General features: G+C 46.2%; 11 protein-coding genes and 1 CRISPR repeat array. Of the genes, 1 reads left to right on the forward strand and 10 read right to left on the reverse strand.

The genetic code is table 11. The features are described 5' to 3' along the window. Window positions 1-20: 20 nt before the first annotated feature. The 3 genes from ACYVIC_RS00125 to arfB all read right to left on the reverse strand — a co-directional run bounded on the left by ACYVIC_RS00125 (window position 21) and on the right by arfB (window position 2,090). Complete coding sequence (locus ACYVIC_RS00125) at window positions 21-470, reverse strand: hypothetical protein (protein WP_460856153.1); 450 nt, start codon at window positions 468-470, stop codon at window positions 21-23. Next, complete coding sequence (locus ACYVIC_RS00130; RefSeq protein ID WP_460856155.1) at window positions 457-1,341, reverse strand: N-acetylmuramidase family protein; 885 nt, start codon at window positions 1,339-1,341, stop codon at window positions 457-459. The genes ACYVIC_RS00125 and ACYVIC_RS00130 overlap by 14 nt, the downstream gene beginning before the upstream one ends. A 329-nt stretch (window positions 1,342-1,670) precedes the next feature. Then, on the reverse strand, window positions 1,671-2,090 hold the full coding sequence (gene arfB, locus ACYVIC_RS00135; RefSeq protein WP_460856157.1) for an alternative ribosome rescue aminoacyl-tRNA hydrolase ArfB: 420 nt from the start codon (window positions 2,088-2,090) through the stop codon (window positions 1,671-1,673). Between the two features lie 191 nt (window positions 2,091-2,281). Here arfB and ACYVIC_RS00140 point away from each other — a divergent pair, with 191 nt between their 5' ends. Beyond that, window positions 2,282-4,192 (forward strand): propionyl-CoA synthetase, encoded by a 1,911-nt coding sequence (locus ACYVIC_RS00140; protein ID WP_460856159.1) that lies wholly within the window; start codon window positions 2,282-2,284, stop codon window positions 4,190-4,192. 39 nt (window positions 4,193-4,231) lie between these two features. Here the strand turns inward: ACYVIC_RS00140 and ACYVIC_RS00145 are convergent, their stop codons facing one another. The 7 genes from ACYVIC_RS00145 to cas1f form a co-directional block, all read right to left on the reverse strand. Next, window positions 4,232-4,468 (reverse strand): hypothetical protein, encoded by a 237-nt coding sequence (locus tag ACYVIC_RS00145; RefSeq protein WP_460856161.1) that lies wholly within the window; start codon window positions 4,466-4,468, stop codon window positions 4,232-4,234. A 202-nt stretch (window positions 4,469-4,670) separates the two neighbouring features. Further along, window positions 4,671-10,820: direct repeats of the CRISPR family, unit length 28 nt; unit sequence TTTCTAAGCCGCCTGTGCGGCGGTGAAC. A gap of 147 nt (window positions 10,821-10,967) precedes the next feature. Continuing rightward, window positions 10,968-11,642 carry a type I-F CRISPR-associated endoribonuclease Cas6/Csy4 gene (cas6f, locus tag ACYVIC_RS00150; RefSeq protein WP_460856162.1) on the reverse strand — a complete coding sequence of 225 codons (675 nt, stop codon included), beginning with the start codon at window positions 11,640-11,642 and terminating at the stop codon, window positions 10,968-10,970. An 18-nt stretch (window positions 11,643-11,660) separates the two neighbouring features. Beyond that, window positions 11,661-12,641 (reverse strand): type I-F CRISPR-associated protein Csy3, encoded by a 981-nt coding sequence (gene csy3 / locus ACYVIC_RS00155; RefSeq protein ID WP_460856164.1) that lies wholly within the window; start codon window positions 12,639-12,641, stop codon window positions 11,661-11,663. Window positions 12,642-12,659: 18 nt separating this feature from the next. Next, window positions 12,660-13,838, reverse strand: coding sequence for a type I-F CRISPR-associated protein Csy2 (gene csy2, locus ACYVIC_RS00160; protein ID WP_460856166.1), 1,179 nt, complete (start codon window positions 13,836-13,838; stop codon window positions 12,660-12,662). Further along, on the reverse strand, window positions 13,835-15,361 hold the full coding sequence (csy1, locus tag ACYVIC_RS00165; protein WP_460856167.1) for a type I-F CRISPR-associated protein Csy1: 1,527 nt from the start codon (window positions 15,359-15,361) through the stop codon (window positions 13,835-13,837). The genes csy2 and csy1 overlap by 4 nt, the downstream gene beginning before the upstream one ends. Continuing rightward, on the reverse strand, window positions 15,361-18,654 hold the full coding sequence (gene cas3f, locus ACYVIC_RS00170) for a type I-F CRISPR-associated helicase Cas3f (protein WP_460856169.1): 3,294 nt from the start codon (window positions 18,652-18,654) through the stop codon (window positions 15,361-15,363). The genes csy1 and cas3f overlap by 1 nt, the downstream gene beginning before the upstream one ends. Then, the gene (cas1f, locus tag ACYVIC_RS00175) at window positions 18,651-19,643 is read right to left on the reverse strand and encodes a type I-F CRISPR-associated endonuclease Cas1f (protein WP_460856171.1); all 993 of its coding nucleotides are present in this window, start codon (window positions 19,641-19,643) and stop codon (window positions 18,651-18,653) included. The genes cas3f and cas1f overlap by 4 nt, the downstream gene beginning before the upstream one ends. Window positions 19,644-19,709: the final 66 nt, after the last annotated feature.

Here is a 19,709-nt window from a genome sequence, read left to right on the forward strand (position 1 = left end):
CATCAGCAATTGGCAAACCGCTAGTTATAGCTGCCGTTTTCAATCGTTTTAAGTTGGCTGCGAGAAGAATCATCACATTCCAGATAGTGTTTTTCTTCTCCTTGCTGCAGCGTCACACTTAAGGTGTTTACAACAGGCTCAAACTCGGCACTGAAATATTCACTTAGTATCACTTTGCTGCCGTTGTAGCTAAAGCTCAGGCTGTGTTCATCAACTTTAAACCGGTGATAACTGGCTTTACTTACCGCCGCCAACGGCACCTCAGCTTCAAGTTCGGTACTGTCAAAAACAAACTGCTGCAAGAAAAAAACATCATTTGCTTTACACACCGTCAAACTTAACGGCTGTGGCGCCATGGCGTTACAGCTAAATACCGCCGTTTCACATCCGCCGCTATTAGCGGTGCAGGCGGTACTAATCGCCGCCGCGCTGCCAAGCAGTAAAGCCTTTATGACGTTATTTTTTAGCATATCTGTCGTATGCCTCCTTCATTTTAATATCGTATTTATTCGCCGCGTATTCCGGGCCGTTATAGCCTTTTGCAAAACTGGCCCAGTCTTTGTACTTTAAATAAAGGTCTAACGAATGATGTTTAATAAAGGCAGCAAACGCATCAAGCTGTTTGCTTTCTGAGCTAAACATATCTTTGACAAATGCCTCAACCTGCGAGTAACCACACGCCTGATAATTAAAACCCATAATCTGGAAGCGCCCCCACGAAGCAGACTGTAACGCGGCAGATACATCTAACTTCAGGGCTTCATCCAGCCGGTTGTACTCTGCAATACCACCGGCATACAGTGAACGATTCCACGTTCGACTAGAAATATTAGGATGACTGCTGTCATAAAAACGGTGAGTTAACCGGGAGAAAATATGCGCTTCAAACAAGATTTTTGGCTGGCCATTGCTAAAGTACGCATCTCCTGCACTTTCAACCTCTGCAACAGCTTTGATGGCAGCCACCTCACAACCCAGTGCAGTGGCGATAGCCGCATAGTCAGCATCAGTGGGGGCGGCGCTTGCTTGTACCAGCGGCAATCGGTAAGGCGCACCAGTACCCGAGTTGAGTTTGTCGTCAATGCAACGATGCGTTCGGCCATTGACATCTATTTTGCCATCTGGCCGAACCATACCCACTACTTTATGCTGAAACAACATAATGGCAGCAACGGTCTTAGAGCTTTGCGGCCGGGAACCTAATTTACCATCAACAACTAATTTTTGTGTCGGAGGAATAAGGGCTAGTAAGCTGTTCAGCGCGGTTTGAACAGCTTTAACGTCATTGACACTGTTGTTTCCACCGATACCAACGGATTGAATAATACGCAAAGAGGACATAACATTTCCTTGGTTTATGAGACGCAGTAACACCAATCGCCATTGCTAAATTCAAACGGAATAGCTGGATAACACGCCACAATATACATCACAATAATTACAAATATTAAACCAATTTAACTGTAACGTTCATTCATGGCCAAAAAATTTGCTTAAAGGTAAACGCATTCGCGCCCGGGCGCTGTAAACAGGCCGTCTGAATTTTAGCTGCCTGAGTCGAGTCGTCTTGCCCACGCAAACACGCCGTGAATACATCCCTGTAGGCTCGACTCAGGCATCCATGCCTTCAACGGTTCGCTTAGAGCAAGCCGACTCTCTATTCATAGCACCTAAACCTGCGGCTTCCCCTGCCGCAAGGCTTTGGTGGCACCGCGCTGCTTTTTATGCTCCAGCCGCCGCTGCTGGCTGCCGTACGTGGCTTTGGTGGCCACGCGTTTTTTTGCTACCCGGGCAGCAGATTGCACCAGCTCAATAAATTGCGCCAACGCCTGTTCGCGGTTCATCTCCTGGCTGCGGCTTTGCTGGCACTTAATAATTATTTTGCCGCTTTGGGTAATGCGGTGGTCTGACTTTGCCAGCAATTTATCTTTATAAAATTGCGGCAAACTAGAGGCATTAATATCAAATATAAGCTGGGCAGCGGTAGACACCTTATTCACATGCTGGCCACCGGCACCGCTGGAGCGGATAAACTGCCACTCCAGCTCGTTATCGTTAAGCATTACGTTAGTTGAAATCTGAATTGCCATGCTGTTGCTATCTGTTACTGCGCTAATAATGCGATCAGACCACAAGCACCGCCCAGACACAAGTTTAGCGAATGGTATAGCCCCGACTCTACGCCTAAAGTCTATGCACCTTAAGTCTAAGTTCGTTAACAACGATTTTTAGCTACAGTACTAGCATTGTCGTTAACCGTTATCGACGCGAGGATGCAACTATGGCAAACACGTCAACCAGTCTTTATCAGCAGCAATTTAACCAAGCCATTACCGCACCTGAAGCTTTTTGGCAGCAACAGGCCGCAAAACTGAATTGGTATAAAGCACCAAACTCCATATTGCAGCAACAGGATGCCGACCATTATCAATGGTTTAATGACGGCGTGCTCAATACCGCTTATTTGGCACTGGACAGCCATATCGAGCAAGGCCGTGGCGAGCAAACGGCATTAATTTACGACTCGCCGGTTACCAACAGCCAACAGCGTTTTAGCTACCGCGAGCTACGCGATGCCGTCGCGCAATTTGCCGGCGTGTTAAAAGCGCTGGGCGTAGCCAAAGGCGACCGGGTGGTTATTTACATGCCGATGATCCCACAGGCTGCCATTGCCATGCTGGCAGTGGCGCGCTTAGGCGCGGTGCACTCAGTGGTATTTGGCGGTTTTTCTGCCCATGAGCTGGCCTTGCGGATAGACGACGCCCAGCCCAAAGTAGTGGTTAGCGCTTCCTGTGGCATTGAGATCAGCAAACTTATCGCTTATAAGCCACTGCTGGATGATGCGATTAACAAAGCCGTGCATAAACCAGACTATTGCGTCATTTACCAGCGGCCACAACTGCTGGCTGAACTACAAAGCGGCCGCGATCTGGACTGGCAACTTGCCGCAGCCAAAGCCGAGAGCGCCGGTTGCGTGCCGGTAAAAGCCACAGATCCGTTATATGTACTTTATACCTCAGGCACTACCGGTAAACCCAAAGGCGTAGTGCGTGATAACGGCGGCCATGCCGTGGCGCTTAATTACAGCATGCAGGCGGTATATAACGCCAAACCGGGTGACGTATTCTGGGCGGCGTCAGACGTTGGCTGGGTTGTTGGTCACTCCTACATTGTATACGGCCCGCTAATCGCCGGTTGCACCAGCGTGTTATACGAAGGAAAACCAGTGTTTACCCCCGACGCCGGCGCGTTCTGGCGCGTCTGTGCTGAATATAAGGTTAATATCCTGTTTGCTGCCCCCACAGCGTTTCGGGCTATCCGCAAAGAAGACCCGCAAGCCTTGCTACAACGCTATGATTTATCGGCACTACGCAGTATTTTTGTCGCCGGTGAACGGTTAGACCCCGCCACCTATCAGTGGGTAGCAGATAAACTGGCTAAACCGGTTATCGATCACTGGTGGCAAACTGAAACCGGTTGGCCCATTGCTGCCAACCCGGCCGGGCTTGACTTAATGCCGGCCAAACCCGGCTCATCTACAGTGCCGGTGCCGGGCTTTAATGTGCGCATTCTCGATGACAGCGGCAAAGTACTGCGCGCCAATGAACAAGGCTATATCGCGCTTAAGCTGCCCCTGCCGCCAGGCTGCCTGACAACCATCTGGGGTAATGATGCGCGCTTTGTCGACGGCTATTTACGTACCTTCCCGGGCTACTATGCCAGTGGCGATGGCGGTTATATCGACGAAGATGGCTATTTGTTTGTCATGGGCCGCACTGACGATGTCATTAATGTGGCAGGCCATCGCTTATCTACCGGCGAAATGGAACAAATTGTCGCCAGCCACCCAGCCATTGCCGAGTGCTGCGTTATCGGCATTCACGAGCCCATTAAAGGCCAGCAACCTTTGGCGCTGGTGCTGATTAAAAATGGCATTGACGTCGATGAAACCATCTTAGAAGCCGAGCTGGTCGCTATGGTAAGGCAGGAAATTGGCGCCCTGGCCTGCTTTAAAAAAGCTATTATCGTCGCCCGATTACCAAAAACCCGCTCGGGTAAAATACTGCGAAAATTGCTACGGCAAATTGCCGATGGCAGCCAGTACAGTATTCCATCAACCATCGATGACCCGGCCAGCCTACCGGAAATAGCCGCGCTGATGCACAGCAGAGGCCTGGTAAGCTCAGTATAAACCAGGGGCGCGAGCCCCTGCTTCCCCACCAAAAAAAGATTATAACGGCGGAGTATCTTTCACCGGCTTTTTACAGTGGTGTTTAAGCACGCGCTCAAGCTCCTGCAGTTTAACCTGCAACTGCTGTCCGTGGTCGGCATCATAAGGCTGGCGCAGCTGTTTGCGCACTTCCAGCCGCTGCGCATTCAGCTTTTGACATTCTGACTGGCTAAATTGCACCGCCGCCAGCAGCTGAAATGGCTGTAACAGCAAAAAGCAAAAAACAATCTGTCGCATAACAGCACTCGTAATCCGGTGTTTAAACACGTTAAACACCATAGCATTATTTAGGCGGAAGAAGGTGGCTGTTTACTCAGGTATAGACTGGCACAATAATGACAGTACAAAGCGGTTAAATGAAAGATGTTCAGCTTACGGCTTATTAAACTGCCTGTTCGGCAGTGAAGTTGCCAGTGGTCGTTAAGCCCCTTACCGTCAGTTTCTAAGCTGCCTGTGCGGCGGTGAACACAACAGCGAAGGTAAAAGCTCGCGTCGTAAATTTCTAAGCCGCCTGTGCGGCGGTGAACGCAACCGCATTGATTGGGCTGTGCAAACCAAATTTCTAAGCCGCCTGTGCGGCGGTGAACAGTGTAGTGATACTGCTCTTTTCTCCCATTTTTTTCTAAGCCGCCTGTGCGGCGGTGAACTAAACATCCCACAGATGAAAGAAGAGACTTTTTTTCTAAGCCGCCTGTGCGGCGGTGAACGTTAAGGCAGCCACTGCTAAAGCCTTTGTACCTTTCTAAGCCGCCTGTGCGGCGGTGAACTTTTAGCGGCCCCGCTGGGCCTGATATTGTGCTTTCTAAGCCGCCTGTGCGGCGGTGAACAGCGTCCAAATGATCTACGTAGTAACGGTAAACTTTCTAAGCCGCCTGTGCGGCGGTGAACGCTTTGGCGACTTCTGGCAAAGCGGTTCTCCTTTTCTAAGCCGCCTGTGCGGCGGTGAACGTTGTTCGCCTGCCATTGTTACGCCGACGGTTTTTCTAAGCCGCCTGTGCGGCGGTGAACTAGTTGATATTTACTACAGAATTAAATCAAAATTTCTAAGCCGCCTGTGCGGCGGTGAACCGTCTTAATAAACCAAGCGTCATCAGAAGTCATTTCTAAGCCGCCTGTGCGGCGGTGAACAGTCGCACCCTGATTGCGTAATGTGCAAAGATTTTCTAAGCCGCCTGTGCGGCGGTGAACCATGAGGGAAACCCCATTAGCCAACGCGAGCATTTCTAAGCCGCCTGTGCGGCGGTGAACTTTTGTACAGGTTTTCTCCATTGACGAAATACTTTCTAAGCCGCCTGTGCGGCGGTGAACTGTGTATTTACCGAGCTAACGGTGCTATAGACTTTCTAAGCCGCCTGTGCGGCGGTGAACTTGCCGTTGTCACCAATTACGCTGGCGTCATATTTCTAAGCCGCCTGTGCGGCGGTGAACTTCCTCGACACCATCCAGGGCAACCCGGCTACTTTCTAAGCCGCCTGTGCGGCGGTGAACCCGTGACATAACCACATACCGCTCGGCTGCCGTTTCTAAGCCGCCTGTGCGGCGGTGAACTTATTGAGGATAATGTCAATAATTCTCTGTATTTTCTAAGCCGCCTGTGCGGCGGTGAACTTCCAGCAGGCCTATTGGCTCGGGCTGGAACATTTCTAAGCCGCCTGTGCGGCGGTGAACATTTCAAAGTAAGGCAGTTCTACCGTCTTGCCTTTCTAAGCCGCCTGTGCGGCGGTGAACGCACGGCTGCGCTCTGCAATGCGGTTTTTGGTTTTCTAAGCCGCCTGTGCGGCGGTGAACAACAACCGCCAAGCCTTTAAAATCGCGGGGTATTTCTAAGCCGCCTGTGCGGCGGTGAACGGTTGCATAGGTTGTTACCTCGAAAGGTGGATTTTCTAAGCCGCCTGTGCGGCGGTGAACTACTATGACGCAGCCGGGCGCAGAGTTTTTGATTTCTAAGCCGCCTGTGCGGCGGTGAACTTTTAGTGTTGAGAGTCATGCTTGATTGCTGCTTTCTAAGCCGCCTGTGCGGCGGTGAACAGTTGATTTACCCGCTGCATCCGGCCAGTTCGTTTCTAAGCCGCCTGTGCGGCGGTGAACGGTAAACATGCCCCGCCAGCTGTTGCGTAAACTTTCTAAGCCGCCTGTGCGGCGGTGAACCTTTTCGGTATTCTTTGGCGATTTCTTGCCAATTTCTAAGCCGCCTGTGCGGCGGTGAACTGTCATGCTTTATGTGCGCACCATCCCTGTAATTTCTAAGCCGCCTGTGCGGCGGTGAACGACGGGGTAAGTCATAGACTGTCACCAGTGACTTTCTAAGCCGCCTGTGCGGCGGTGAACCATCAAACAACCCAAAAGCAAAACTAATTGAATTTCTAAGCCGCCTGTGCGGCGGTGAACACTTAAGGCAGATTGGCGGCGGTCCGGCGCTTTTTCTAAGCCGCCTGTGCGGCGGTGAACGAACAAATGCATCCAGGCAACGCCAGTTTATTTTTCTAAGCCGCCTGTGCGGCGGTGAACATATCGGTATGCTGCCAGTGTTGGCGCGTTAATTTCTAAGCCGCCTGTGCGGCGGTGAACGGCCTGTATTTTCCCTGGGAAATATTAGTGTGTTTCTAAGCCGCCTGTGCGGCGGTGAACAGCCAGTGGCCTGCTTAAAGCTGAAACCATCATTTCTAAGCCGCCTGTGCGGCGGTGAACGCCCGTACTCGATCCCAGGCACGGGAAAAAAATTTCTAAGCCGCCTGTGCGGCGGTGAACTAAACAGCTAACGGTTGGCTGCAGCACCAGCTTTTCTAAGCCGCCTGTGCGGCGGTGAACTAGGTTAAAAAATAGCTTGCAATAGTTCCCAATTTTCTAAGCCGCCTGTGCGGCGGTGAACACGAGCCGGCAAAGCTTACTGTTTTGTCTATGTTTCTAAGCCGCCTGTGCGGCGGTGAACGTCAGAGTGTGATTATCTGAAACTGGAGTTATTTTCTAAGCCGCCTGTGCGGCGGTGAACTTTCGCGGCGCTCTTGCTCCAACACTTCGTATTTTCTAAGCCGCCTGTGCGGCGGTGAACTTATGGAAAAAGCTCGTCGTGGTAAACCAGCTTTTCTAAGCCGCCTGTGCGGCGGTGAACGGCTTAGAGAATCCTTTTTAGGTGACTTGTTTTTTCTAAGCCGCCTGTGCGGCGGTGAACTTGCGGGATGTTTTGGCATAGCTAAAGCATTTTTTCTAAGCCGCCTGTGCGGCGGTGAACTGATCATTTATATTCCTGTGACATGTCTCAACTTTCTAAGCCGCCTGTGCGGCGGTGAACAAGATGATACGTATGTTTGTAAGGTTGCAGACTTTCTAAGCCGCCTGTGCGGCGGTGAACGCTCTCCCCCCTCAACATCGCCAGAATCATCTTTTCTAAGCCGCCTGTGCGGCGGTGAACCGCAGCCAGCAGTTGCACCTATCAGCATGCAATTTCTAAGCCGCCTGTGCGGCGGTGAACACGAAGAAAAGCGGCGAGGCAATGAAGTGGTTTTTCTAAGCCGCCTGTGCGGCGGTGAACGCACTCATCAATAAACGAATCCACCCAATAGATTTCTAAGCCGCCTGTGCGGCGGTGAACGATCAACTGTTCAGTGCGCTGCATGCCCTGCTTTTCTAAGCCGCCTGTGCGGCGGTGAACGACATAACAGTGTCAAGTATGGTTGGCTATATTTTCTAAGCCGCCTGTGCGGCGGTGAACTTAATGACACAGCTGCAAAGGTTGCGGGCTCATTTCTAAGCCGCCTGTGCGGCGGTGAACAAGCTTGCTTATTGCTGTATGGCTGTAATCAATTTCTAAGCCGCCTGTGCGGCGGTGAACGTCAGAATGTTGCAGGCTTGCGTCAGGGTTTATTTCTAAGCCGCCTGTGCGGCGGTGAACGCGCCCAGCGGGACCGCAGATCTTCTACGCAGTTTCTAAGCCGCCTGTGCGGCGGTGAACGCCAGAGTGCGCCGAAGTCAAAACCGGAAAATTTTCTAAGCCGCCTGTGCGGCGGTGAACAATTTAGTTTTGCAGGTTTAAATATCTCAATATTTCTAAGCCGCCTGTGCGGCGGTGAACCGTTCCGTTATTGCCACCAACTTCATCCACTATTTCTAAGCCGCCTGTGCGGCGGTGAACAGTTATCGCCGGTAACGGGTATATCCGGCACTTTTCTAAGCCGCCTGTGCGGCGGTGAACGTGCTGATGGTTATGTTTACCAGCTTGATCGGTTTCTAAGCCGCCTGTGCGGCGGTGAACTGAGCGCGATGCACTGGCTGCGCAGGTTGAGCTTTCTAAGCCGCCTGTGCGGCGGTGAACTCAGATCAGGATTTTGCCAACGCTGAAAGCATTTTCTAAGCCGCCTGTGCGGCGGTGAACTTTTATTCGTCAACACAATAGGTACTACTGGCTTTCTAAGCCGCCTGTGCGGCGGTGAACCGCTTTATTTCTTTAATACTGCGGCTTTGTATTTTCTAAGCCGCCTGTGCGGCGGTGAACTTGCGATACTGCTAACAGTTGAGTCAGTAGAATTTCTAAGCCGCCTGTGCGGCGGTGAACACCCCCTACCAAGTACAACAGGTTTGGTTGTTTTTCTAAGCCGCCTGTGCGGCGGTGAACTGGAATTCGATACACACATGGTACGGCTAGGCTTTCTAAGCCGCCTGTGCGGCGGTGAACCTCCACCTGCATAGCTAAATGAACCAGTTTCTTTTCTAAGCCGCCTGTGCGGCGGTGAACGTTTTTAATTATTTTTACTTTCTTGTGTTGACTTTCTAAGCCGCCTGTGCGCCGGTGAACTTAAATCAGCCTTGACTGAATTAGTTGCAACATTTCTAAGCCGCCTGTGCGGCGGTGAACCAGTGTCGTTATAAACTACGGCATAACGAAACTTTCTAAGCCGCCTGTGCGGCGGTGAACAATCATAGCGAGTGTACTCCTGATTCATCTACTTTCTAAGCCGCCTGTGCGGCGGTGAACTATCAAAAGTAACAGCGGGGCCAGGTGTGAGTTTTCTAAGCCGCCTGTGCGGCGGTGAACTGTTTGCAAAGCTATCATTTGTCATTTGTAGTTTTCTAAGCCGCCTGTGCGGCGGTGAACGGCTACGGCATGTACGCGCAAGGGGTTGTACATTTCTAAGCCGCCTGTGCGGCGGTGAACTATGGTGACCGCCTGCTTTTTCTTCAAAGCGCTTTCTAAGCCGCCTGTGCGGCGGTGAACTAACTGCTCTGGGCTTAGCTTGGCCAGTGGGTTTTCTAAGCCGCCTGTGCGGCGGTGAACAGATAGGCTAGGGATGTCAACCCGCCTAGATATTTCTAAGCCGCCTGTGCGGCGGTGAACCTAAATCGTTGATATCCATAGCGGCAGCCCTTTTTCTAAGCCGCCTGTGCGGCGGTGAACCTTTTTCAGTTCGCGATATACGCCCGCCAGTATTTCTAAGCCGCCTGTGCGGCGGTGAACTTGTCATTGGGTTTTATGAAGTTTCCGCTATTTTTCTAAGCCGCCTGTGCGGCGGTGAACTTCTGAAACTCCAGTTGCTGGTTTTGCAGGTTTTTCTAAGCCGCCTGTGCGGCGGTGAACGACTGCATCAGTAAACGGCGTGACTACAGGCATTTCTAAGCCGCCTGTGCGGCGGTGAACGCTCAACCGTTATCGAGTCGGTGCAGGTGGGCTTTCTAAGCCGCCTGTGCGGCGGTGAACCAAAATATATTCAGGCGACAAAAACCATGCCTTTTCTAAGCCGCCTGTGCGGCGGTGAACTGATTTACAACCTAAATCACCCATGGCGCCAATTTCTAAGCCGCCTGTGCGGCGGTGAACTTTTAAAATACGACACGTGGCGCAATGACAAATTTCTAAGCCGCCTGTGCGGCGGTGAACCTATTAAGCCACTGCTGCTCAAATTCCTTGCGTTTCTAAGCCGCCTGTGCGGCGGTGAACGCACAGACGCGCTAGCTGATATAATCATTTGCTTTCTAAGCCGCCTGTGCGGCGGTGAACGGCTCTAAATCCCTTGTCACCAACTTTCTAACTTTCTAAGCCGCCTGTGCGGCGGTGAACACAGCAAGCAGGCATAGGCGCAAACCTATCAGTTTCTAAGCCGCCTGTGCGGCGGTGAACAGCTTCGTTTACTGCTGATATCTGGTTTTCATTTTCTAAGCCGCCTGTGCGGCGGTGAACAATCAACAAACTTCTCACGCTCGGTTTTTATTTTTCTAAGCCGCCTGTGCGGCGGTGAACTTAGCTTGCTTTATAGAAACTTAGACCAACAATTTCTAAGCCGCCTGTGCGGCGGTGAACGACAGCATCAGCCGCAGCGATGGGCAGCAATTTTTCTAAGCCGCCTGTGCGGCGGTGAACATAAGCGATTCCACTAGCTGGCAGCCTTAACCTTTCTAAGCCGCCTGTGCGGCGGTGAACAAGCGAATGCACCCATGAAAGCACAACCTACTTTTCTAAGCCGCCTGTGCGGCGGTGAACTTAACTGCCTTGAATGCTCACCTGCTCTACTTTTTCTAAGCCGCCTGTGCGGCGGTGAACTTGTTATTTAGCCATGTTCGGAGATTTTGGCGTTTCTAAGCCGCCTGTGCGGCGGTGAACAATAGCTTATCTACAAAAAAATAAGTTACAACAGGCAGATAGATTAAAAAACGTACTTTTACCTTTCTAAATATCAACTGTTGTAACTTTTTGTTTTAAAAATGATTTTTTAAAGAGCAAAAATAAAGGGTATTTTAGGTCTCTGAATTAACCTTCAAACCAAGGGACTGCGGCTTGCTCTGTCTGAGCACGGCGGCTAAGCCCGTAGCAATTAAATAGCCCATTATTTTGACTAGGTTTGGTGACTTTTTCACACTCAATAAACAGTAAAAACTTTCTGCGATCTGCGGGACTGACATCTTTCTCCGTTGATAAACTGCGCAAGTTGATAAACGGCAATTTAGATTCCGTATCGAGATTAGCTATCGACGCTAATAAACGCGTCTTAACTTCATTAATATCAAAGCCATTTTTTTGGGCGATCACTATTGCACGTGCATCGATATTTCTGCGCAGTTTGTAAGGTGACTTAAAGTGGCGGCGGGTAAAATAAGCATATTCGGATACATTATCAGGCACAGCTTTAATTGCTTTTATGTGTACATAATCCGCTAAACGCGCCAACCATTGCGCAATATTAAGATCTGCTGGTTGCTGCTCCGTTCCAGCGAGTAATCTTAATTTATCCCCTAACGGAAACTTTTTATTACTACTGAATGCCTTTGCATCATATTTAGGGAACGACAGCCCAATCGCTGAGTGTTCGGCACTGACTTTATGCTCCACCAACATAAGGTGGATCTGCTGGTATACTTTGTGCCACAGAAAGCCAAGATTGGCTTCGGCGTCGGGCAGTAAAGTGATATCGAGGTAGTATTTCATAGGCGCCTCTAACTTCCTCTATTTAGATGACTTACTAAATACACCGCCACGTATCAAATTAGCAGTAACATACATTTGTTGCTCTGGTGCTAATTCACCGCCATTTACCCAGTCAACCATTAATGAATACAAGTCGCCTTCCTTTTTATTCTTGCGGAAAGCATCACCAATTTGGGTAACTGCACCGAAGGGCTCAATAGCAATAGGCAGCCCTTGTTCTTCATAACGGTTATACCAAGTATCAATAGTGCGCACAGCATTACCTATTTTTACGTTATGAATAGCAGCACAGCCTTCAAGTTTAAATAAGACCTTACCTTTTTCACCCATGTTCATTTCTTGTGAGGGGAACACATGCTGCTGATGGCCTAGTTTTACAAATGCATCGACCTCAACAAGCACAAAACTTTGTTGGTCACCCTGCAAACCAGTAGCAATGATTACCGCTAACTTCTGTAAATCTGCATTGCCGCTAGATTTTTCAAACTCATTTAATGAAAAGTCATAAGCATTAAATGTAAAGGAGCTGTTCCCTGCTTTTACAATAATCGTTATTTCTTCTGCTCCAACACGGTTACGCCATAAGAAGCGGCCATTGGCTATGTTGTAAGCGTAACGATAGGCCAACTGATTAATACCTTCACTTTGTTTAAACTCAGTCGTTCTAGTTCTAATGGCATTACTAAACACGGGGGAGTTACATCCAAAAGGTACGCCAAGGTTGCCCACCACGCGCATACTAAAGCTTACTTTTAGAGTGTCATGTTTCAGAGGTAGATTGGCATCATCACTGTCTGATGATACGGGGTTTGGCTTGATTTTGTCCGTATCACTTGTGCCATGCGCACTTTGGGTCGAACGGTTTTGTCTTTTAGTAATGGGAATAGCCTGCCATTTTTCGGCAGACGTAATATTTGCCCATTCGCCTGAAAACATTAAAGCATCAGACGTTTCTAATTTACGCTCAAAAGCTAACATACTTGGTAAGTCGATAGTCATAGGTGTTTCCTTTTTAAATTAGTAATAAACTTCATCGGTTGATGATTCGGTGGGTAATGCTTGGTTTGCAGTGACTGGGCCTTGCTGACACAAATACCAACCTTTTTCATAAGTGGCATAATTCCACAAACTGGCCTGCCATTGCTCTTGGCTTTTTAAGCGATGTACGCTTTGCCATTCGCCAACAGAATGCACGGATTCGACAAAACACAGGTCGGTTTCAGAATCTCTGGCGCCCTCAATTTCTCCTGCTGAGTAAACGCTAGTAATGGCTTTGTAACCTGTCATTATTGGAACTAAATAACCGGTTTGTGGTTTTTTGACGTATTCCCAATTAGCCGACGTTTTTTCATTTGGCTCTATATAACTTTGCCATTGCATTAAAATGTTAGGGTTAATGCTTTCATGCTGTTCTGCAAAGTAAGTCATTAACTCATTGGGTATATTTTCTTTTTGATAAGGCTGACTTCTATGTTCAAGCCAGGCGTCATTCAACAATGAAAGCGATGTGGATTTTTCTGCTTGGTTGGCTAAGTTTTTATCTAACAATTCAGAGGCTGGCCTAGCAATTTGCTTCAAAGCAACAAAATCAAACCATGCGTCAAGTAGTTCTGCTTTTGGATTGCTCTCTTTAAGCTTCGAAAAATGCTGGGCTAAATAGTCAGATCTATCTTGCAAAACAAAACCTGGCAATAGCTTCCTTCTAATACTTTTAAGCTGAACTTCTTTAGCAAAATCAATAATATCTGCATTCGCTACAGACAAAACAGTCCCACCCGCCAAACGCTGCAAATGGCAGGCATTTTTAATAAACGCCTTAAGCAAGTCTTGTAAACCGCCCAAGTATCCTTCTACTGGTATTAATAAAGAAACTGTCATATTCATTTTGGCTTCTTCATTAATTGCTGGATCTTTTAAAATTCCTTTGTCAAATTTCAAACCTAAGTATTGAGCTGTTTTATATTGTGAAAATCTTGTGGTAGCCCCATCTTTATAAGTGTGAACATGCTGTTCATGTGCTACAACAATACAACCATTTAAAACCAAATTACTTAATTCAACATTAGTCTGAAGCTTTCTATTCAGATTATGACTAAAACCTAAAAAATGGGTTATTGCTGGAAACCCCCAAGTGAAACCTGAGACTGCATTAGCGTTTTGCACCTTAATTCTTTCAATTAAAAGGTATTGGCTCATAACGTTAACTCCTGCTGGGCTAATCCTTTTGTATCAAATTCTTCACTAAAGTTAGCTTTAAATATTTTCATCCACAGCTTGGTATGTGAGTCTTGTGGTGTAAATTTTTCATTTGCTTTAGTTAGGCTATTATTTAGCCAAGCAGCAAAGTCTTGGATAATGACCGCCTGCCAATCACTAGTGTTTTTCATCGCTAAAAAATCGTCATCTTGGCGAAAACAATCTAATAAAACCTGGTGCTCTGATTTTAATTTTATCCCCTCGGTAGCAGACCAACCTGCTGGCAAGGCTTGTATAGACTTAACATAAACCAATACCTCATCGGCTAGGTTTTCAATCCACTCTTCAATCCAGCGCAAGCGTTTGGGGTCTTTTATACTGAGCTTCAAATTTTCAAAGCGATTTAAAAAATCAGACAAATATTGAATATTCTCCTTTACTTCATAATTTCTTGATAATTCGTAGAAAAAACTTTTACTATAAATCGGTGGTTTAAGTTGTGAATGCCAAACAGGTGGTTGACAGGAAAACAACCCTAAGCGCCCGCCTCGCTTATTATTTAACTGTGAGGCATTACCATGATTACTGGCTGTAATAGAAATACTCGCCCTGTTAGGGAAGTTAAAATAAGTTTCATCTGAATATTTATTACTGTTTTTTGTTTTAAAAGCATCTTTTGAGTTTCGACGAGAAAACTCATATAAAGCCTGTGCTTTAGATGAAGAAACCACATTACAAAGAAGATGGTAATTGAATTCAGTACCATCTTTATTGATAGGAAAATACGTCTGCTTTAATAAAAAATGCGCTGTAGGCTTTCCTTCACTTGTTGCTGCTGAAAACCCCTGATTCCAATCCAGCATTTGCTCATGGTTTTTAGCAAAGCTTTTTAATAAATCAGTGGCTAAATCCCCAAACTCACCGACTAACTTTTTATTGTTAAATTCCAGTTCTAAGAATTGATACACAGGTGAATATTGCATTCCTTTTACTGCGCCATCAATAACAACATTAGTTAAGCTAGAAGTAGAAAGGTGGCTGTTTTTTGTTGCATCAAAAGCGTTAAAAAAAGATGGGCTATCAATAACTGAGTGCGTTAATTTAGTAACATGTGTAGCAAAAGTAACGTTTTTGGCGTTTTCAGCTGCCCAAGTTAGCCACGTCTCAGGTGTGTACTTATTTACAAGTTCTTGTTGCTTATTATTTATTTCGGCGTTTAAGCTTTCAAAATTAATTGCGATGGGCTTTTCATTAAACTCTTGTAACAAGGTTATTTGCTCTAAAAAAAACGCCGTTTCTTTTTGCTCATCTGTTTTTTTATTTTTTCTAGTGTCAAAAATAGAGGCTAAATACTCATTAGTAAAAAAACCTTCTTTTTCATAGGTATTGCCAACACCCTTGAATAACTCTTTTAAATACTTAGCAAAGTCAGCCTCATATTTATCGGCAAGAAAATTAGTAATAACGCCTTCCCAGCCTAGGGCGTACTCACTAATTGGATCTTGGTTTTGTTTTTCACTCATCACTTCACCTCTTGATAAATCCCTAAATTAGAAAAGTATTTGTATTCGTTTATATCGTTTTTTTTGTAACTAACCAGCCTTAATTCACCAAAACGCTGAGCAGCTTCTTCTTCACTGATATTAAAATCATTGGCTAATTCTGCGTATATACTGTGCGGGTTTAAATCAAACCAAAAACTGATGCCCTCAGCTGGCACTATGGCGAATTCTTCTTTAATTGAAATACCACACCCAGATAGTGCCCCCATATTGGGTGGATAAGCCGCCTCATTCTTCCATTCCCATGTCAACTCATTATTCTTGTAGAGCAAATACAAAGCTTCGTCTTTGGCTGACTTTCTAAAGACTTGCAATTTTTGCAACACCCCACACCAATGCGCCTGCTCTTTCCACCAAAGCTTGGCAGAGTCAGGGTTCTTGAATAGCTTTTCAAATAAGGCTTGGTGCTCTAGTGCCACCAGGTTTTCTAGTGGCGGCTGTTTGCCCTTTATCACCCTTTCTACCGCATTAATAGGTTGATATTGTGGCACCTCCAATATCTCCCTTAATGTATGTTTATTCAGCTTGAGCTTTAAATTTTCCACCTCAAACCCCGGTTGATTAAAACAGCGCTCACTGCCTTTAAGTTGTTTGATGTTTTGGTTAATTAGTAGAATATTCTCTCGCTCTGGTACGTGATCTCTATGTCTTAGCACCCGCCCTGCGATCTGAATAATGGAGCGCATAGAGCTAGGTTCAATAATTGCCCAATCATAATCATGGTCACGCCCAACCTCCGCTACAGGTGAGGCTAAAACAATAAATAACTGATTTTTAGCTGCTGTTTTTTCAATTAAATTTTGTAAGTTTTGCGGCGGCCAGTTTTCTTTTCGGTTCAGTATTTGATCTAACTTACTTTCTAAGTAAGAGCGCACAGCCAAAGGATAACGACTGTGATACACACATAAATGTATGTGTGTATCTTCAGGTGCAGGTAAGTTTAATAAAGCCTTAGCGACGGTAACCATTGGGTTGATGTTGGCCATACGCACTAAGCCAATTGAAACCTGTTTACCATCTAGCTTTACATGATTGTTTTTATCCAAGGCAAGGGCGCCCTGAATAATTGTTTGAGCAAAATTGACATGGATATTGTCTGTTGTAGTTAGATTGTCGAGAATTTCAGCTTTATGTTTTGCTACACCTAAACTTAAATATTCCACTCGTTTTTTGACATATTTTTCATGCTGATCTTTAAAGTTAGAAAAATCTTGAATCTCAGCTTTATAAGCACCACCCTTTGTACGCTCATCAAACCAAGCACAGTTAACGCTTTTGTTCCAATCAGCAATATTCACCTTGGCATATTCAGCCCAACCTGATTGGTACGCTTGAAAAGCCGCAAAGGCTAAGTCTGGTGGCATGGTGGCAGTAGAAAGCAGCACTCGACTGCCTAACATACCTGCCCAAAAAACCAGCCGACATAAAGCAGGTAAGTCTTCTAAGCCAAAATCATCGGGTTCATCAATGACTAAATCCGAGGTGAGCAACCTCAACATCGGACCGATTTGCTTACCGCCTTTGGTGCCATCTGTCGCAGGGATTAAATGATCAATAGTGCAAACCAACGCGGGCGCTTGCACAAGCTTCTCAATGCGTGGATTAGTGCCTGTCCAAGTGTGTAAGCTGTGTTCTATACCTGACAAATCATAATCAACATATAATTCTGGATCTAAAAAGGCTTCAACCGACTCACTGCCGGTCCCAAAGCATTCTTCAGGCGATTTTTTGTTTTGCTCGTTTTCAAACAAGGCTTTAGACGCAGAACCACCTACGGCAATCGCTAATTGCTCTGTGCTTAAATCCAACTGCTTACGATATTCTCGACCTGTTTGTAAAGTGAGTGTTCTTAAACCCAGCGCTATGGTAAAGCGACAATCTTGTTCTTTATTCGCCAAGGCATACATAATTTTGGCATTAGCTAGCGTTTTACCCTTACCTGTTGATGCCATATTAATACCAAAGAAGCCTTGCTTCTTACTGGTTTCACTTAGCTCTAACGCCGCCTTTTGGGCTGTTATTTGCCAAGCATATTTATCATCCGCTTTGGTACTTTTTAAAAACTTATTTTCTTCCAACGCTTGCAAGCTGCTTTTTAATTGTGGCAAAGCGGCTACAATATCTACCGCATGTTTAGCCACGCCAATTAAATGCTCATCAAGCTGTTGTTTAAGCGCATTCGTATCCCTATCTGTATTGGCAAACACTTGATAATTAGGGCTTTGCCATTTTATAGTTGGCTCTTTTTGTGCCGAGTAATGATGATCGGCAAGCATCAATGCCATTCGAGCAAGATGACTGGTAAACAATTCATCATGTAAAAGATTTTTAACTGATAGCTGTTTGATATTTTGCAGCGCTATATCAGCCGCCTTTATGGTTCTGAGCCGCCACTTAGTGCTTTTATATGGCAAACCTTCGCTATGAAACGTCCAATTATCTTGTAAAAAACTTTGGCTATCTTCGTCTTTAAAATTATAAGAATTCCAGAAAACTTCTAATTCTATTGCAAACCAACTATTTAGTGGTTTTTTTCCATTCTTATGCAAATCTGCTGGCGAGGTTTCTGGAGTTAAAGTCTTCTTCCAACCAGGCACAAAAGGTAATTTATGATGGCTAAGTATTAACCAACCGACTAACTGAGCAAAAGGCGGTAAATTAACCAATGGGTTATTTCTTCCAGGGCTAATACCGTCCAGGTAAATATCATCATTATGGTTTTTATCTATTTCAGTTAACGCTATTAGCCACTGCTCATCTGTCTTATCACCTACGAATGCCTGAAATATTCTTAGTGACACCCATTCGTGCCTTACTGGTTCATACTTATTCTTACCTTCGCCTTTTAACTTTTGCTGAAATAAAATATTTGCTTTACCAAAATCATGAAAAAGCGCTGCAATAGCGACTGCATTTTTCATTAAAGCCAAGCTCTGCCACTTTTCTTTATCCATAAAGCGCTCAATATCACCTTCTGTATAATTCACTGGCACTATGCCTTGTTCATTAAATTTCAACCGATTCCCCACCACCCAAAGCAGCTGGCTTCTGGCGCGTGAGCGCAGCCAATGACAACTTACTGCAGTGCTTTTACTGGCCGTTTTACGCAGCATTTTTTTAACGGTTAGCAGGCCATCTTCAGTGATCAGGGTTTGCCAGGTGTTATCACCTATGCGGTTAGCGAAGGCATCCAGCACACGGCGGGTTTTCTTAAGGGCATTTTTTTCGCACTGCGATACAAAAGTCACCATCATAGGTTTTGTGCCTCAATTTGCTCTGCTGAATAATCCTGTAGAGCGATGGTTTTGACGGTATCAAACATAAAATCCAACGTTTTATGGTCAGTAAATGCCTGCAGTACCTGCTGGCGAAACTCTTGCTCTGTGGCGTTTTCTTTGGCACAAATAAAAGCCCACGGCAAAACTATGGCGTCTTTAATTAGATCAGCAACATCAAACACTAAAGCGCCGCGACGGGTTTTGCCGTGCATAACAGCAAAACCATGCGGTATACCCAATACCCATAAGCAACTTGCCGCTAAGCCATAAGCTAAGTAATTGCCATGGTTTAAAAAGTCATTGGCTTTGTCGATATTGTTTTTAGAAGAGCCTTGGTGCTGCCGGGTAAAATCGGTAATGTTGGTATTTTTAGCCGCATATTTATAAAGCAATTTGGTTAGTTGTGCTTCGGTCAGCAACAGGTCTGACTGTTTAGTGGCGCTATCTGTACGGGCTTGGAAATTTGTCAGTGCAGTTTGGATTTGTGGATCGTTAAAGATAAAACCTTCATTTTTCAGATCTTTGTCTTTTTGCCAAACTTGCTCAATATACTGAATGCGGGCCTTTTGAAAGGTAACCGCTGCCAATAAGCGCTTGACATCATCAAACCAGAACTGCAACCAGCCATGCAGGTATTCTGTAGGTCGGTATTCACTTTGAGGGGTTAACCACTCCACTTCGCATGCCATATACAACGGTGTACCACCACCGCCACAAAAACCGACTAACACACCGGCTTGTGCCAGCATACGCATAGCTGCTTGGGTAATAGAAGTGCCATTACCCAGCAATAGCACAGTCGTATTGGCGATAGGGATGTTGAAATATTGATTCTCTTGCTTTGCTTCCGATAAATAGAGTACCCGCCCATCTTTTTGCATTACCCGGCAATATTCGAGGTAATACATATTCGCCCGCTTGGAATGCAGAATGCTTTTTAAATCTGACGGTGAGAAATCATCCACGGGCGTATCTCCTTTTAAGTACCACCACTCTACCCTCTATCCCTAAACGCACAACACTGTACAAAA

Source organism: Rheinheimera gaetbuli, from assembly GCF_054781935.1.

Bases quoted from the DNA above. Each gene is read 5' to 3' on its own strand.
- ACYVIC_RS00140 (WP_460856159.1), top strand. From the start codon at position 2,282: ATGGCAAACACGTCAACCAGTCTTTATCAGCAGCAATTTAACCAAGCC.
- ACYVIC_RS00130 (WP_460856155.1), bottom strand. From the start codon at position 1,341: ATGTCCTCTTTGCGTATTATTCAATCCGTTGGTATCGGTGGAAACAAC.
- csy2 (WP_460856166.1), bottom strand. From the start codon at position 13,838: ATGAGCCAATACCTTTTAATTGAAAGAATTAAGGTGCAAAACGCTAAT.
- cas6f (WP_460856162.1), bottom strand. From the start codon at position 11,642: ATGAAATACTACCTCGATATCACTTTACTGCCCGACGCCGAAGCCAAT.
- ACYVIC_RS00145 (WP_460856161.1), bottom strand. From the start codon at position 4,468: ATGCGACAGATTGTTTTTTGCTTTTTGCTGTTACAGCCATTTCAGCTG.
- cas3f (WP_460856169.1), bottom strand. From the start codon at position 18,654: ATGATGGTGACTTTTGTATCGCAGTGCGAAAAAAATGCCCTTAAGAAA.
- arfB (WP_460856157.1), bottom strand. From the start codon at position 2,090: ATGGCAATTCAGATTTCAACTAACGTAATGCTTAACGATAACGAGCTG.
- csy1 (WP_460856167.1), bottom strand. From the start codon at position 15,361: ATGAGTGAAAAACAAAACCAAGATCCAATTAGTGAGTACGCCCTAGGC.
- ACYVIC_RS00125 (WP_460856153.1), bottom strand. From the start codon at position 470: ATGCTAAAAAATAACGTCATAAAGGCTTTACTGCTTGGCAGCGCGGCG.
- csy3 (WP_460856164.1), bottom strand. From the start codon at position 12,641: ATGACTATCGACTTACCAAGTATGTTAGCTTTTGAGCGTAAATTAGAA.